Genomic DNA, 15,218 nt, shown 5'->3' on the forward strand with positions numbered 1-15,218 from the left:
TTCGCCATTTGCCAGCGCGAAATCGGCGGGGCATGACGCGCCCGCTAACGGGGAGATCATGGTGAAGGTCGGACAGGAATGCTGGCGGATCGAGCAGGCCGATCGGATGTCGGTCATCGTCGATGCGGATACCTATTTCCGCCTGGCTCGGCGGGCGATGCTGAATGCGCGCCGCCAGATACTGATGATCGGCTGGGACTTCGATGCCCGGATCGAGCTGGACCATGACGAAGCGCCGGGCGAATCGCTGGGCGACTTCATCTATTCGCTCGTTCAGCGGCAGCCGGACCTCGAGATTTTCCTGCTGCGCTGGGATACGGGAGCGATCAAGTCGTTGTTCCGGGGCAAGACCTTCTTCACCGTCATGAAATGGATGGCGCACAAGCGTATCCATACCAAGCTGGACGGTCATCACCCGATCGCCGCCTCGCACCATCAGAAGATCGTCATCATCGACGACCAGCTGGCCTTTTGCGGCGGCATCGACATGACCAGCGACCGTTGGGACACGCGCGAGCATCGCGACAATGATCCCGGTCGCAAGCGTCCCGGCGGCCAGCCCTATAAGCCCTGGCACGACGCGATCAGCGCGGTCGAGGGGCCGGTGACCCATGCCCTGGGCGAGCTGTTCCGCGAACGGTGGCACGCCGCCGGGGGCAAGCCCATGGGTCCGGCCGTGCCGGGCCCCAGTTGCTGGCCCGAGGGGCTGGAGCCCGATTTCACCAACCAGCCGGTGGCCATCGCCCGGACCATGCCCGAGATGGACGACCAGGCCCCGGTGCATGAGAATGAGGCGCTGTTCCTCGCCCAGATCGCCCGGGCCGAACGGTACGTCTATATCGAGAGCCAGTATTTCGCCTCGCGCCGGGTCGCCGAGGCGATCGCCAAGCGGCTGGGCGAAGAGAACGGGCCGGAATTCGTCATCGTCAATCCGCTGACCGCGCAAGGCTGGCTGGAGCCGATCGCGATGGACACGGCCCGTGCGCGGCTGGTCGAGGCGCTGCGGCGGCGCGACGTCCGTGGGCGGTTGAGGCTCTATCATCCGTTCACCGCCGGGGGCGAGGCGATCTATTGCCATGCCAAGATCCTGATCTCCGATGATCAGGTGTTCCGTCTGGGCTCGTCCAACCTGAACAATCGTTCGATGCGGCTCGACACCGAATGCGACCTGGCAATCGAGGTCGAGGCGGAGAGCCCGGCGGGACAGCGAATCGCGGCGATCCGCGACGACCTGCTTGCCGAGCATCTGGGCGTGCCGCCGACCACCGTGACCGAGACGGTGGCCCGGACCGGCTCGCTGATCGCGGCCGTCGAGACGCTGCGTGGCGGCAAGGGGCGAAGCCTGCGCCCTTACGAGACGCCGGACCTGTCGAGCGTCGAGGAATGGCTGGCCGACAATGAAGTGCTCGACCCGGAAGGGCCGGACGAGATGTTCGAGGCGCTGAGCCTGCGCAAGGGACTGTTCCGGCGGTTGCGGCGGCACTGATGGGCGACGTCGTCAACTTCCGTCAGGCGCGTAAGGGTCTGGCCCGCAAGGCCGCCGAGCAACAGGCGACGGAAAACCGCGCGTGTTTCGGCCGGACGAAGGGCGAGAAGCTGCGGGATGCGGCCGAGCAGGCGAGGGTTCGGAGGGAATTGGACGGCGCGAAGCGGGATGAAATTCCTCCCCAGTGAGGGAAGGAATGGTTTTTCAGCGCGGCGTTGCGAACCAGATGGTGTGCGTCGCTCCCTTGCCGTTTTCACGCGCGCGGACCTTCACTTCGTCGACCACGAAGCCCGCCCGCGACAGCCGCCGGGTAAAGACGGGATCGGGCGCGGCCGACCAGATGGCCAGCACACCGCCGGCGCGCAGCGCGACGCGCGCCTCGTCTAGGCCACGGTTCGAATACAGCCCGTTATTAGCCGGGCGGGTCAGCCCGTCAGGGCCGTTGTCGACATCGAGCAGGATCGCGTCATATTGCCCGCGTCCCGCATAGATCGCATTGCCGACATCGCCCATGGCCAGGGTCACACGGGGGTCGTCGAGACACCCGGCGGTCAGTTCGGCCATCGGCCCGCGCGCCCATTCGATGATGCCGGGGACCAGCTCGGCCACCGTCACCCGCGCCTCTCGGCCCAGACGCGCCAGCACCGCACGCAGCGTGAAACCCATGCCATAGCCGCCGATCAGCAGATTGGGAGCGGATCGCCCCCCCAGCCGGTCGCAGGTCATCGTGCCGAGCGCCACTTCCGAGCCGCTCATCCGCGTGCTCATCAGCTCGTTGCGGTCGAGCACGATCATGAAGTCCCGGCCCCGGCGGAACAGCCGCAGGGGCTCGCCACCGGGCACGTCGGCAACGCCCAGCAGCTCGCGCGGGGTCATTTGCCCTGGCGCGCCTTGCGAGCGGCGTAGCGGGCGTCGCGGGCGGCCTTCAGCTCGGCGGCGGTCGGCACCACCGGCGGGCGCGCAGCGGCGGCAGCGGCCTCGGCCGCGGCGTCCGCCTCGGCCTGGGCTGCGGCGCGGGCTTCCTCGCGGGCGGCCTTTTCCTGCTCGATCGCGGCCTTGTGCGCAGCGCGGCGCTCGGCCTCAGCGGCCTCCTTGGCTTCGCGCGCGGCGATGCGTGCGGCCACGACCTCGGGGTCGGGGGCCGCCTTGTTGCGCAGCTTCTCGAGCGCCGCCGCCTTGGCGTCACGCGACGCTGCCGCACGATCTGCGAAACCGGGAACCTTATATCCTGCCATCAATCTTCATCCCGCTGGAGGGCCAGACAGGCCCAATGCACAACGGCCCCGCATCGCTGCAGGGCCGTTGGAGAAACTGGTGGACGCACTTGGGCTCGAACCAAGGACCCGCTGATTAAGAGTCAGCTGCTCTACCAACTGAGCTATGCGTCCGTTCGTCACGCTCGTCAGGCCGTCCGGCGGCCCGCCTCGTGATCGGGAGGCGCGCCTTTAGCACCGCTGTCGCACTTTGCAAATGCTTTTTGGCGTTTTCCCGCGATTTTTGGTCTCACCAGCGGGTCGAGCGGCGATTTTCCCGGTCGATCGCCATCAAGATGCCCAGGCACAGCAGCACCGTCATCTGCGACGACCCGCCATAGCTGACCAGCGGCAGGGGGATGCCGACGACGGGCGCCAGGCCCATGACCATCATCAGGTTGACCATGACGTAGATGAAGATGGTGGTCGACAGCCCGGCCGCCGTCAGCCGGGCAAACCGCGTCGGCGCGGCCTGCGCGACGTTCAGCCCCCAGCGGATGACCAGCAGGAAGGCCAGGATCAGCAGGCATCCGCCGACCAGTCCCCATTCCTCGGCCATGGTGGCGAAGACGAAGTCGGTATGACCCTCTGGCAGATAGTCGAGATGGCTCTGGGTGCCGTTCAGGAAACCCTTGCCGAATATGCCGCCGGATCCGATCGCGATCTTGGACTGGCTGATATGATAGCCGGTGCCCAGCGGATCGCTTTCCGGGTCCATGAAGATCAGGACGCGATTCCGCTGATAGTCGTGCAGCAGGAAATTCACCGCCAACGGGGCCGCGACCGCCATCGCCATCGCGCCGCCGATGAACAGCCGCAGCGGCACTCCGGCCAGGAACATGACAGTCGCGCCGCCCGCGCAGATCATCAGCGCGGTGCCGAGATCGGGCTGCTTCATGACAAGCGCGGCGGGCACCGCGATCATCGCGGCGACCGGCCAGATCCCTGAAAACCGCCGCGTCTCACCCGGCGGCATCAATTCGTAGAAGCGGGCGGCGCCCAGCACGATGAACAGCTTCATCAGCTCGGACGGCTGGAGCCGGATGAAGCCAACGTCCAGCCATCGCTGGCTGCCCCCACGTACGGCACCGAGCAGCTCGACCAGCACCAGCAGGACGACGAGGATCAGATAGCCCGGCATGGCGATCCGTCGCCACATGTCGAGCGGCAGGCGCGACAGCACCAGCGAGCCCGCCAGCAGGACGAAGAAACGCACCCCCTGCGGTTTGGCCCAGGGGGTCAGCGAGCCACCGGCGGCGGAATAGAGGACGACCAGCCCGAAACAACCGATCGCGGTGACCAGCAGGATCACGCGCCAGGGAAGCTGGGCGATGGGTTCGGGAATGATGCGGGGGCCGCTCATGGATTGGGATCGCTCGTGTCTTCGCCCGGATCGGTCTCGCGGGTAGCCATGGCCTCGGCCTGGGCGTCCGACATGTTGGTCGCGGCCGATACGGCGGGCGAGTCCGTCACCTCGCCGGCATCGGTCTTCGTCGCGGCGGAGGCGGGCTTGGGCGAATGGGCGGCGCGATAGGCGGCCTCGTCGGCGCGCATCCGGGTGGCGATGTCGCCGCCCCAGGTCGGTTCCCCTTCCGCCAGCGACGCCAGCGCGCGGTCGCGGTCGAACAGATAGGTCATGATGTCGCGCCCGATCAGCGGCGCGTCGAGATTGCGCACGGTATGGCCGTTATGTTCGAGGACGACGGAGATGGCATAACGCGGATTGTCGGCGGGCGCGAAGCCCACGAACAGCGCGTGGTCGCGCAGCTTGAAGGGCAACTGTCCGTTCTTGAGCACGCCGGTGCTGCGCCGCTCGGCCATGGTGATGCGGCGAACCTGTGCGGTGCCGGTCTTGGCCGCCAGGCTGACGCCGGGGACGAGCATCCGCGCCGCGCCGCCGGTGCCGCCCTGGTTGACCACGCCGAACATCGCGTCGCGCACCACCGCCAGATGCTCGGAGGCGACCGGCAGGGCGGGGGCGTCGAGATGGACCTGATGCGCCAGCAGGCTGGGCTGGAGATGCCGCCCCGAGGCCAGTCGCGCCGCCATCACCGCGAGCTGGAGCGGATTGGCCAACACGTAACCCTGGCCGATCGAGGCGTTCAGTCCGTCCGCCACGGTCCATTTCGTCTTGTATTTCTTCAGCTTCCACGCCGCATCGGGCACGGTGCCGTAACGCTGCGTGCTGAGCGGCAGGTCAAATTTCTGGCCCAGCCCGACCATCCGCGCGATCGGCGCGATCCGGTCATAGCCCATGCGACGGATCATCTCGTAGAAATAAATGTCGCAGCTCTGCTCGATCGCGCCCTTCAGGTTCAGCGCGCCGTGGCCACCGCGCTTGTGGCAGTGGAAGACACCGGTGCCGACCCGCATCGCCCCGGTGCAGACCACGCGGTCGTTCGCGCCGACCCCGGCCTCCAGCAGCGCCAGGCCGTTCATCGGCTTGACGGTCGAGCCCGGCGGATACAGCCCCTGCGTCACCTTGTTCATCAGGGGCACATGGTCGTTGTCCGACAGCATCGCCCATTCCAGATGGCTGATCCCGTCCGAAAAGCTGTTCGGATCGTAAGCGGGCATCGACACCATCGCCAGCGTCTCGCCGGTACGACAGTCGAGCACGACCGCCGAGCCCGAATTGGTGCCCAGCCGCCGCGCGGCATATTCCTGAAGCCCGGCATCGATGGTCAGGCGGATATTCCGGCCGGGTACGTCGGGGCGGGTGGCGAGTTCGGCCACCACCTTGCCACGCGCCGTCACCTCGACCCGCTTCGCGCCGGGTTTGCCGCGCAAGTACGGCTCGAGCATCTTTTCCAGCCCGTCCTTGCCCAGCTTGAAGCCCGGGGTGACGAGCAACTGGTCGTGCGTCGCCTTGAACTGTTCGGCGGTCGGCGTGCCGACATAGCCGGTCAGGTGCGCGACCGCGGGCCCGGCGGGGTAGAAACGGGCAAAGCCGCGCGTCGGCTGAACGCCGGGCAGCTCGGGCAGGCGGACGCTGACCGCCGCGAAGCGTTCCCAGTCCAGCCGCTCTGCCACCTGCACCGGCTGGAACCCGGCGGCACGGTCGAGGTCGAGGCGGATGCGCTCCATCGCCTCGTCATCCAGCTTCAGGATCTGGCGCAGCAGGGCCAGGACGCGGTCGCGGTCATTCTCGTCCAGCCGGTCGGGGATAATGTCGACGCGGAAGTCGGTGCGGTTGTTGGCGATCGGAATACCGTGCCGGTCGATCAGCCAGCCGCGACGCGGCGGGATCATCGTCGTGTTGACGCGATTGCTCTCGGAGAGAAGATTATACTTCTCGTTCTGCGCGATCGACAGCCACGCCATCCGCCCCGCCAGCAACAGGCCGACGCCCGCCTGCGCGGTGCCCAGCACGAAGGCACGCCGGGAAAAGCTATAGGCCTGTGCGGCCTCGGTCATGATCCGCCCCTGGCGTTCCATGCTCAGGCCCCTACCTCATTCCGGCCGCGTTTGCGATCAATCCAGGCCACCAGTCGGGTGGCGACCGGAAACAGCAGGATGGTGATTCCGATCTGGATCACCAAGGGCACGTCGACCTGTGCACCGACGGGCACGGCCAGGAACCGCCCCGCGATCAGGCAGAAGGCGATGGAGCCGCTGGCGATCAGCCAGTCCTGCCAGAAGTCGCGAAAGACCAGCCGATGCTCGAACAGGTCGATGGCGAGCGATGTGACCGACCAGAGCAGCACCGCAGAGCCGAGCGGTTGTCCCGACACCAGATCGTCGAACAACCCCAGTGGCGCGGCGGCCCATAGCCGAAGCGCGAAGCGCGCGACCAGTCGCCAGGCGAGCAGCATCAACAGACCCATGGGCGGCTGCAACGGCACGATCGCCACGACGGGCACGATGGCGCAGAGCGATCCGGCCATCACGGTCAGCCATGGCAGCGCGCGGGCGCGTGCGGGAGGCAGTCCGGGGTCGAAGGGGTTGATGGTGTCGAGGGTCACGGCCGGGGTGCCGGCGCAGATGGCGGCATCGGCATGAAGGCCCGCTGAACGATGGCGAAATCCAGCGTGTCGGGGTGAACGAAGGGCAGGGCGATCGCCACGTCGCCGCCGTCGCTCTTGATACGCGCGACGGGGATGTTGGGCGCATAGAGCCCGCCGGTGCCCGAGGTGACGAACAGGTCGCCCTTGGCCAGTCGCACATTGGTGGTGACCGACCGGACGTCGAGGGTCCCGTCGCCGCGCCCGACGACGATCGCGGGCAGGCCGTCGCGGGTGCGGCGGACGGGCACGATGCTCTCGGGATCGGTCAGCAGCAGGACGCGCGCCGCCGCAGGGCCCGCCTCGGTCACGCGGCCGATCAGCCCTTCGGGCCCGCGCACCGCCATGCCGGGGGTCACGTCCTGCCAGCGGCCAGCGTTCAGCAGCGCGAAGCGACGCCCGCTCGATCCGGTCGAACTGACCAGCCGGGCCGTCGTCACCGTATCGGGCGTACGATCGCGCACCGCCAGCAGACGACGCAGGCGCCGGTTGTCATAGGCGATGGTCCGCGCGGTCAGCAGGACCTTGCGCGACTGGGCCAGCTCGGCGCGCAGCCGTTCATTCTCGGAATGGACGAAGAAATAATGGCCGATCGTATCGGGCACGCCGCTGACCGCATCGCCGATCGCCACCAGGGCGCCGGAGATCGGGGCGGTCACGCTGCCCAGCGTCATGCGCAATGTGCCGAAGGCGGGCGGGTTGAAGGTCGATGCCACGAGCAGCACCGCACCCACCACCGCACCCGCCACCGCGAGCACATAGGTCAGGAAAGCTCCATATTGCCGCCGTCGCGAAAAACCGGTGCGACGGTCGCGGGCGGGCGCCATGCGCCGGTCCCCTTATGCTGGAGGTTAGCCGTTCAGCAGGACGCCGCGATACATCGGGTCTTCCAGCGCGCGGCCGGTGCCCAGGGCGACGCAGGTCAGCGGGTCCTCCGCGACCGTTACCGGCAGGCCGGTTTCGTCGCGCAGCACCTCGTCCAGCCCTTCGAGCAGCGCGCCGCCGCCAGTCAGGACGATGCCCTGGTCAACGATGTCGGCGGCCAGTTCGGGCGCAGTGTTTTCCAGGGCGACACGAACGCCCTCGACGATGGTCGCGACCGGCTCCGACAGCGCCTCGGCGATCTGGCCCTGGTTGATCGAGATTTCCTTGGGCACCCCGTTGACGAGGTCGCGGCCCTTGATCTGGATGGTCACGCCGATGCCGTCCGCGGGGGGACGCGCAATGCCGACTTCCTGCTTGATCCGCTCGGCGGTGGCTTCGCCGATCAGCAGGTTATGGTTGCGGCGAACATAGGAGACGATGGACTCGTCCATCTTGTCGCCGCCGACACGCACCGAAGTGGTGTAGGCCAGGCCACGCAAGCTCAGCACCGCGACTTCGGTCGTGCCGCCGCCGATATCGACGACCATCGAGCCGATCGGTTCGGTCACGGGCATGTCGGCGCCGATCGCGGCGGCCATCGGCTCCTCGATCAGGAAGACCTGGCTCGCGCCCGCGTTCGAGGCGGCGTCGCGGATCGCGCGGCGCTCGACCTTGGTCGAACCCGACGGCACGCAGATCACGATCTCGGGCCAGCGTGCGAACTTGCGGGGGCCGTGCACCTTCAGGATGAAGTGCTTGATCATCTGCTCGGCCACGTCGATGTCCGCGATCACGCCGTCGCGAAGCGGGCGGATCGCCTCGATATTGCCGGGGGTCTTGCCCATCATCAGCTTGGCGTCGTCACCGACCGCCTTCACCCGCTTGATGCCGTTGATCGTCTCGACCGCGACGACGGACGGTTCGTTCAGCACGATGCCGCGTCCGCGGACATAGACCACGGTGTTCGCGGTGCCGAGGTCGATCGCCATGTCTTGCGACATGAATTTCAAGAAGCGGGGGAGGGGCATCGAAGCTTTCGTTCCGTCTATGGACCGGGTGGGCGTGGACTCATATCCCGAACCGCCGCCAAGAGCCGTCACAGGCACCTGCACCGTCATTTGCGGGGTCGCGGGATGCCGTCGCTTGGGCTAGGGTTTGCCGCATGTCAATACGGCGTCTGCCTCCCCATCTCGTCAATCGTATCGCGGCCGGTGAAGTGGTGGAAAGGCCCGCCAGTGCGTTGAAGGAACTGGTCGAGAATTCGATCGACGCCGGGGCCACCCGGATCGCGGTGACGATCGGGCAGGGCGGTATCGGCCGGATCGAGGTGGCCGATGACGGCTGCGGCATGACGGCCGACGACATGGCGCTGGCGCTGGAGCGGCACTGCACCTCCAAACTGCCGGACGAGGCGATCGAATCGGTCGTAACCCTCGGTTTTCGCGGCGAAGCTCTCCCCTCGATCGCCAGCGTCGCGCGGGTCACGATCGAAAGCCGCCCGGCGGGACGCGACGGCTGGAGCCGGGTGGTCGACAATGGCGAGGTGCTGCGCGACGGTCCCGCCGCCGTGCCGCCGGGCACCCGGATCATGGTCGAGGACCTGTTCGCGCGGGTGCCCGCGCGGCGGAAATTTTTGCGCTCGCCCCGGTCGGAATATGCGGCCTGCCTGGACATGGTGCGCCGCCTGGCCATGGCGCGACCCGACATCGCTTTCACCCTGGAGCATGACGGGCGTCGGGTGCTGACGGTGCAGGGCGGCGAGGAGCGACCGGGCCGAGTCGCGGGGCTGACCGACCGGGCGCTGGCGGACAATTCGGTGGCGATCGACTGGGTGCGCGACACGGTGTCGCTGGGCGGCGTGGCGGGGCTGCCGACCTTCAACCGGGGCATTGCCGACCATCAATATCTGTTTGTCAACGGGCGGCCGGTGCGCGACCGCCTGTTGATGGGGGCGATCCGCGGCGCTTATGCCGAGATGCTGCCGCGTGATCGTCATGCGGTCGTGGCGCTGTTCCTCGACATGCCGCCATCGGAAGTCGATGTGAACGTCCACCCGGCCAAGACGGAGGTGCGCTTCCGCGACCCCGCGCTGATCCGCGGCATGATCGTCTCCGGCCTGCGCCGCGCGCTCGACGAGGCGGGCCATCGCAGCGTACAGCGTCCGCCGGACTCCGCGCTGGCGATGTGGCAGAGCGAAAGCGTCGCGGCACCCCTGGGCTCGGCTCCACCCGCCGACGACTGGACCCCCGCTGCGCCCGAGGCGCGGGTGATGGAGCGCCAGTCGCTGTTCGCGCCGCGTCCCGGCTTTGCCGCCCCGCCGCCGCTCGCCCGCGCAGAAACCGCCTTCGCGCCCCCGCCCGAGGTCCGGCAATATCCGATGGGGGTCGCGCGCGGTCAAGTCGCCAAGACCTATATCGTCGCCGAGGCCGAGGACGGCCTGGTCCTGGTCGACCAGCACGCGGCGCATGAGCGGCTGGTTCTGGAGCGGATGCGCGCCGCGCTGACCGGCGGGCGGATCGCGTCACAGGCGATGCTGATTCCCGAAGTTGTCGAACTGGACGAACCCGCCTGCGACCGGTTGGAGGCGCGGGCGGAGGAACTGGCGGAGTTCGGGCTCGACCTCGAACGCTTCGGCCCGACCGCCATGCTGGTCCGCTCCACCCCCGCTTTGTTGGGGCAGAGCGATCCGAGGGGGCTGGTCGCCGACCTGGCCGACGAACTGGCGGCGTTCGACCAGGCGCTGTCCCTGCGCGAACGGCTGGATCATGTGGCGGCGACGATGGCGTGTCACGGCTCGGTCCGCGCAGGCCGTATCCTGTCGGTCGCCGAGATGAACGCGCTGCTCCGCGAAATGGAGGTTACGCCTCACTCGGGCCAGTGCAACCATGGCCGCCCGACCTGGGTGAAGTTGCAGCATGGCGATATCGAGAAACTGTTCGGGCGGAAGTGACCATGGTGGCGGACTGTCTATGTCCTTCGCTACCCAATTTTGTGCATATTCTCATGGGGGACCACAAGCGACGAGACGAGCGGTTTTCTGCCGCGCTTGATATCGTGCGGGAAGCGGTTGTCGTCGCGACTTGGCATTGATTGAGCACGCTGGCACGATCATCCCAGGCATAGCATCATCGTTCGACGGCCGAGCGGCAAAACACCTGAATGGGGCCGAGCGCCTGGATCGGGATGGCGCTGCCTCTGCTCGTGCAAGAGCGTCGCGGATGGCGAGGCATCGGCGTTCTGTCGGGGCCTGCGCGCTACCTGCCGCAGCTATGGGCGGTGATCACAGGCAACAGCCTTCGGGTGGATGGGTTCGTCGTTCGGGCGCGAGGCGCTATCGAACGGCTGGAGCATCACAACCCAGATGCGGCGCGGTGGTGGCGGACACATGCACCCCACATGATGCGCAGGCGGGCGGGCTTTATCTTCGATGCCGTCGCCTGTGATGTGGTGCGCTGAGCATTTCCGGTTTGCCGTTCTGCTGCGGAATCGACCTGATTCAGGATAAACCACCCCTTGGAGCGCCGGTGAACCGAGCCCATAGAGCGATGAACTGAAAAATATTGCGTCGCCGCGTTCATCGTAACGAAACTTTTGCACTCGGCAGTGTATTTAACGGTCATTGGATAGGCTGGGGCAGTTCGACCATGAAACACATCATGCCGCTGATTTTCGCATTGATCCCGCTGGCGGCGGTCGTCAGCGCCTGCGTCGCCTGTCCATGAGCTAAGCGCACCCGCCACGGGTGCTTTCGGTTGCCGTCTCTCAAGGCGCAAAAAAAGGGCCGCCCGGACATGCCGGACGGCCCTTTCTGTTTCGGTAGTAGGCCGAAGCGCTGCGGATTAGCCCTGCGCTTCTTCCTGCTCCGGCTGAGCTTCGGCGGTGGCGCCGGGCTCTGCGTTGGGATCGTAATCCTCGGTGAAGCCGGCTTCGTCACGCTCGAACATCGAGGCCATGACGTCGACGCCCTTCGCCTGCATTTCGGCTTCTTCCGGCGAGCGGGCGACGTTGACCTTGACGGTCACGGCCACTTCCGGGTGAAGCGCGACGCGCACGTCGTACAGGCCGATCGCCTTGATCGGACGGTCGAGCACGATCTGGCTCTTGTTGACCTTGTGGCCATCGGCGACCAGCGCATCGACCAGATCGCGAACCGCGACCGAGCCGTACAGCTGGCCGACGTTCGACGCCTGACGGATCAGGGTGACGGTGGCGTTCTCGAAAGTCTTCGATTCGACCTCGGCCTCGGCGCGACGGTTCGCGTTCTCGGCTTCGATGCGGGCGCGGTTGGCCTCGAACACCTTCTTGTTGGCTTCGTTGGCGCGCAGCGCCTTCTTGCGCGGCAGCAGGAAGTTACGGGCATAGCCGTCCTTCACCGAAACCACGTCGCCGATGGCACCGAGCTTCTCGACGCGCTCAAGCAGAATAACGTTCATCTGTAAGACCCCTTACTTCACGACGTAGGGCAGGAGGCCCAGATGACGCGCGCGCTTGATCGCCTGGGCGAGTTCGCGCTGCTTCTTGGCCGACACGCTGGTGATGCGCGAAGGCACGATCTTGCCGCGCTCGGACACGAAGCCCTGAAGCAGACGGACGTCCTTATAGTCGATCCGGGGTGCGTCCTTCGCGGAGAAGGGGCAGCTCTTGCGGCGACGGAAAAACGGGCGGGCCATTATGCGGCTTCCTCTTCACGATCACGACGGGGGCGGTCAGCGCGGTCGGGGCGTTCGCCACGATCGGCACGACGCTCGCGGTCGCGCTCCTGCTTGCGCATCATCACCGAGGGACCTTCTTCATGGCCGTCAACCTTGACGGTCATGTAGCGGATCACGTCTTCGTTGATCTGGGTCTGGCGCTCCAGCTCGGCGACGACACCCGCGGGGGCGTCGATTTCGAGCATGACGTAATGCGCCTTGCGGTTCTTGGCGATCTTGTACGCCAGCGAACGCAGGCCCCAGGTCTCGGTCTTCACGACCTTGCCCTGATTGTCCTCGACGATCTTCGTGGCGGCTTCCGCCAGCGCGTCCACCTGCGCCTGTGCCAGATCCTGGCGCGCAAGGAACACGTGCTCGTAAAGAGCCATGCAGCTTACCTTATGTTGGCCGATCGCTGACGCCCACCCCATGTGGTGCGCCCCTCCGGCTGTCTTCCATACTTCAATACCGTCACGCCAAAATGGCATGAGGGCGGGTGAAGCAGGTGCTTCCCGCCCAATGGTGCGCCGGCTCATAGCGGATTGCCGTCAAAAGGCAAGCGAGGAAGGTGCTCCCCTTGCCAGCGGCGGGCGACCTTTCTACCGCGCTGGCCATCCAATTACTGTTTGATGGCAGAACCGACATGCGTGCATTCATCTTTCCGGGCCAGGGCAGCCAGGCCGTCGGCATGGGCAAGGCTCTAGCCGAGGCGAGCCCGGTCGCCCGCGAGGTGTTCCAAGAGGTCGACGAGGCGCTGGGCCAGCACCTCTATCGCCTGATGGTCGACGGCCCCGCCGACGAGCTGACGCTGACCGAAAATGCGCAGCCCGCGATCATGGCGAACGCCATCGCGACCCTGCGCGTGCTGGAGAAGGAAGGCGGCGTGCGCCTGTCGGAGAAGGCAGACTTCGTCGCGGGCCACTCGCTGGGCGAATATACGGCGCTCTGTGCGGCCGACGCGATCGACCTGCCGACGACGGCGCGCCTGTTGAAGCTGCGCGGCCGGGCGATGCAGGCGGCGGTGCCGGTGGGGCAGGGCGCGATGGCCGCGCTGCTCGGTGCGGACCTAGAAAAGGCCAAGGCCATCGCAAGCGCGGCGGTCGATGCGATCCGGGCCGAGAGCGGCGAGGCATTGGTCTGCACGGTCGCCAACGATAATGACCCGTCGCAGGTCGTGATCTCGGGCCACCGTGCGGCGATCGAGAAGGCGGTGGCGCTGGCCAAGGACCTGGGCGCCAAGCGCGCGGTCCTGTTGCCGGTGTCGGCACCCTTTCACTGCCCGCTGATGCAGCCGGCCGCCGACGCGATGGAGGCCGCGCTGGCCGACGCGACGATCCGTGCGCCGCTGGTGCCGGTCTACGCCAATGTCGAGGCGGCGGCCGTCGCCGATCCCGACGCCATCCGCGCGCTGCTGGTGGCGCAGGTCACCGGCATGGTCCGCTGGCGCGAATCGGTGCTGGCGATGCAGGACGCGGGCGTGTCGAACTTCGTCGAGTTCGGCGGCAAGGTGCTCGGCCCCATGGTCAAGCGCATCGCGCCCGACAGTGATGCGGTGAGCGTCGTGACGATGGACGATATTGAGGGGCTTCTCGCCAAGCTCTGATTTTTGCGCGCAGAGGCGCGGAGGACGCAGAGGGGGATTTGGGCCATGCGGGACATTGATCTCGTTAGTGGGGATGTGGTCGATGTGGCTTTGCGGCTCTACCGCGAGCTTGGCCCCGGCCTTCTCGAAAGCGTCTATGAGGTTGTACTGGCCGCCAGATTGGCGGCCATGGGCTATTCCGTCGCGCGTCAGCGCAGCATCGACATTGAATTTGAAGGCGTACGCATCGACGGGGCCTTTAAGATTGACCTTCTGGTCGATGAGCGGCTCGTGGTGGAAATCAAATCGGTGGAGCGACTGGCTCCAGTTCACGCCAAACAACTTCTGACGTATCTTCGTCTCACCGGGCAACCCGTGGGACTGCTGATCAACTTCGGCGGGGAGACGCTACGCGAGGGTATACGTCGCCTAGTCAACAACCATAACCTCTCTGCGTCCTCTACGTCCTCTGCGCCTCTGCGCGAACAAAATTTCTAGGGAGTTTCAAATGTTCGACCTGACAGGAATGACCGCCCTCGTGACCGGCGCATCGGGTGGCCTCGGCTCGGCGGTGGCGAAGGCGCTCGCCGCGCAGGGGGCAAAGCTTGCGCTGTCCGGCTCCAATATCGACAAGCTCGAGGCGTTTCGCGCTGAGCTGGGCGGCGACCACGTCTCGCTGCCGTGCAACCTGTCCGACGCCGCCGCGGTCGATGCGCTGGTCCCACAGGCCGTTCAGGCGCTGGGCGGCAGGCTCGACATCCTGGTCAACAATGCGGGCGTCACCCGCGACAACCTGACCATGCGGATGAAGGACGACGAGTGGGGCCAGGTCATCAGCATCAACCTGGAGGCGACCTTCCGCCTGATCCGCGCCGCCGCCAAGCCGATGATGAAGGCGCGTTTCGGACGCATCATCTCGATCACCTCGATCGTCGGTACGACCGGCAATCCGGGCCAGGCAAACTATGCCGCATCGAAGGCGGGTATCGTCGGCATGTCGAAGGCGGTCGCGCAGGAACTGGCCAGCCGCAACGTCACCGTCAACTGCGTCGCGCCGGGCTTCATGCGCTCGGCGATGACCGATGTCCTGCCCGAGGCGCAGAAGGCCGCGCTGCTGGGCAAGATCCCGGCGGGCGACCTGGGCAAGGGCGAGGATATCGGCGCCGCCGTCGTCTATCTGGCGTCGAAGGAAGCCGGTTACGTCACCGGCCAGACGCTGCACGTCAATGGCGGCATGGCGATGCTCTAAGGCCCGAAAAGGGCACGAATGATCCGATGGCAGACCAAGTCCGTCGCTGGACGGGCTTGCAAGACATGGATGCGCGTTCTACGTGCGTT

General features: G+C 66.7%; 18 protein-coding genes and 1 tRNA gene. 6 read left to right on the forward strand and 13 right to left on the reverse strand.

The window, feature by feature from the left end; genetic code table 11:
* The first annotated feature begins 58 nt into the window (after nucleotides 1–58).
* Complete coding sequence (locus tag SOM26_RS08595; protein WP_320452290.1) at nucleotides 59–1,486, forward strand: phospholipase D-like domain-containing protein; 1,428 nt, start codon at nucleotides 59–61, stop codon at nucleotides 1,484–1,486.
* Nucleotides 1,486–1,674, forward strand: coding sequence for a DUF4169 family protein (locus tag SOM26_RS08600; RefSeq protein ID WP_320452291.1), 189 nt, complete (start codon nucleotides 1,486–1,488; stop codon nucleotides 1,672–1,674). The genes SOM26_RS08595 and SOM26_RS08600 overlap by 1 nt, the downstream gene beginning before the upstream one ends.
* Nucleotides 1,675–1,690: 16 nt before the next feature.
* On the opposite strand, the gene SOM26_RS08605 is transcribed toward SOM26_RS08600, so the two are convergent.
* From SOM26_RS08605 to SOM26_RS08640, 8 genes are all read right to left on the reverse strand, one after another.
* The gene (locus SOM26_RS08605; RefSeq protein WP_320452292.1) at nucleotides 1,691–2,362 is read right to left on the reverse strand and encodes a spermidine synthase; all 672 of its coding nucleotides are present in this window, start codon (nucleotides 2,360–2,362) and stop codon (nucleotides 1,691–1,693) included.
* Complete coding sequence (locus SOM26_RS08610; protein ID WP_320452293.1) at nucleotides 2,359–2,721, reverse strand: DUF6481 family protein; 363 nt, start codon at nucleotides 2,719–2,721, stop codon at nucleotides 2,359–2,361. Before SOM26_RS08610 ends, SOM26_RS08605 begins: the two co-directional genes overlap by 4 nt.
* A gap of 77 nt (nucleotides 2,722–2,798) precedes the next feature.
* Nucleotides 2,799–2,874, reverse strand: a tRNA-Lys gene (locus tag SOM26_RS08615).
* A gap of 115 nt (nucleotides 2,875–2,989) precedes the next feature.
* The gene (gene rodA / locus SOM26_RS08620; RefSeq protein ID WP_320452294.1) at nucleotides 2,990–4,102 is read right to left on the reverse strand and encodes a rod shape-determining protein RodA; all 1,113 of its coding nucleotides are present in this window, start codon (nucleotides 4,100–4,102) and stop codon (nucleotides 2,990–2,992) included.
* Nucleotides 4,099–6,177 (reverse strand): penicillin-binding protein 2, encoded by a 2,079-nt coding sequence (gene mrdA, locus SOM26_RS08625; protein WP_320452295.1) that lies wholly within the window; start codon nucleotides 6,175–6,177, stop codon nucleotides 4,099–4,101. The genes rodA and mrdA overlap by 4 nt, the downstream gene beginning before the upstream one ends.
* Nucleotides 6,178–6,179: 2 nt before the next feature.
* Nucleotides 6,180–6,704: a rod shape-determining protein MreD gene (gene mreD / locus SOM26_RS08630; RefSeq protein WP_320452296.1), complete on the reverse strand. Its 525-nt coding sequence runs from the start codon at nucleotides 6,702–6,704 to the stop codon at nucleotides 6,180–6,182.
* A complete protein-coding gene (locus SOM26_RS08635) occupies nucleotides 6,701–7,570 on the reverse strand; it encodes a rod shape-determining protein MreC (protein ID WP_320452297.1) in 870 nt (289 codons plus the stop codon). The genes mreD and SOM26_RS08635 overlap by 4 nt, the downstream gene beginning before the upstream one ends.
* A 24-nt stretch (nucleotides 7,571–7,594) precedes the next feature.
* Nucleotides 7,595–8,635 (reverse strand): rod shape-determining protein, encoded by a 1,041-nt coding sequence (locus SOM26_RS08640; protein ID WP_306999903.1) that lies wholly within the window; start codon nucleotides 8,633–8,635, stop codon nucleotides 7,595–7,597.
* Between the two features lie 134 nt (nucleotides 8,636–8,769).
* On the opposite strand from SOM26_RS08640, the gene mutL reads away from it, so the two are divergent.
* The gene (gene mutL, locus SOM26_RS08645; RefSeq protein ID WP_320452298.1) at nucleotides 8,770–10,557 is read left to right on the forward strand and encodes a DNA mismatch repair endonuclease MutL; all 1,788 of its coding nucleotides are present in this window, start codon (nucleotides 8,770–8,772) and stop codon (nucleotides 10,555–10,557) included.
* A gap of 400 nt (nucleotides 10,558–10,957) precedes the next feature.
* Here mutL and SOM26_RS08650 read toward each other — a convergent pair whose 3' ends face one another.
* From SOM26_RS08650 to rpsF, 5 genes are read right to left on the reverse strand one after another with little or no spacing between them, the layout of a single operon-like run.
* Complete coding sequence (locus SOM26_RS08650) at nucleotides 10,958–11,227, reverse strand: hypothetical protein (protein WP_320452299.1); 270 nt, start codon at nucleotides 11,225–11,227, stop codon at nucleotides 10,958–10,960.
* Nucleotides 11,224–11,400, reverse strand: coding sequence for a hypothetical protein (locus SOM26_RS08655; RefSeq protein WP_320452300.1), 177 nt, complete (start codon nucleotides 11,398–11,400; stop codon nucleotides 11,224–11,226). Before SOM26_RS08655 ends, SOM26_RS08650 begins: the two co-directional genes overlap by 4 nt.
* A 46-nt stretch (nucleotides 11,401–11,446) precedes the next feature.
* Nucleotides 11,447–12,040: a 50S ribosomal protein L9 gene (gene rplI / locus SOM26_RS08660; RefSeq protein WP_320452301.1), complete on the reverse strand. Its 594-nt coding sequence runs from the start codon at nucleotides 12,038–12,040 to the stop codon at nucleotides 11,447–11,449.
* 12 nt (nucleotides 12,041–12,052) lie between these two features.
* The gene (rpsR, locus tag SOM26_RS08665) at nucleotides 12,053–12,277 is read right to left on the reverse strand and encodes a 30S ribosomal protein S18 (RefSeq protein WP_007403456.1); all 225 of its coding nucleotides are present in this window, start codon (nucleotides 12,275–12,277) and stop codon (nucleotides 12,053–12,055) included.
* On the reverse strand, nucleotides 12,277–12,687 hold the full coding sequence (gene rpsF, locus SOM26_RS08670) for a 30S ribosomal protein S6 (RefSeq protein ID WP_037567458.1): 411 nt from the start codon (nucleotides 12,685–12,687) through the stop codon (nucleotides 12,277–12,279). Before rpsF ends, rpsR begins: the two co-directional genes overlap by 1 nt.
* 254 nt (nucleotides 12,688–12,941) lie before the next feature.
* Between rpsF and fabD the strand changes: the two genes are divergently transcribed.
* Genes fabD through fabG form a run of 3 tightly spaced genes read left to right on the forward strand, consistent with a single transcriptional unit; the run spans nucleotide 12,942 to nucleotide 15,129 of the window.
* Complete coding sequence (gene fabD, locus SOM26_RS08675) at nucleotides 12,942–13,901, forward strand: ACP S-malonyltransferase (protein WP_320452302.1); 960 nt, start codon at nucleotides 12,942–12,944, stop codon at nucleotides 13,899–13,901.
* A 45-nt stretch (nucleotides 13,902–13,946) separates the two neighbouring features.
* Nucleotides 13,947–14,378: a GxxExxY protein gene (locus tag SOM26_RS08680; protein ID WP_320452303.1), complete on the forward strand. Its 432-nt coding sequence runs from the start codon at nucleotides 13,947–13,949 to the stop codon at nucleotides 14,376–14,378.
* A 10-nt stretch (nucleotides 14,379–14,388) separates the two neighbouring features.
* A complete protein-coding gene (gene fabG / locus SOM26_RS08685) occupies nucleotides 14,389–15,129 on the forward strand; it encodes a 3-oxoacyl-[acyl-carrier-protein] reductase (RefSeq protein ID WP_320452304.1) in 741 nt (246 codons plus the stop codon).
* Nucleotides 15,130–15,218 lie beyond the last annotated feature (89 nt).

Source organism: Sphingomonas sp. CFBP8993 (assembly GCF_034044895.1).
Taxonomy (GTDB): domain Bacteria; phylum Pseudomonadota; class Alphaproteobacteria; order Sphingomonadales; family Sphingomonadaceae; genus Sphingomonas.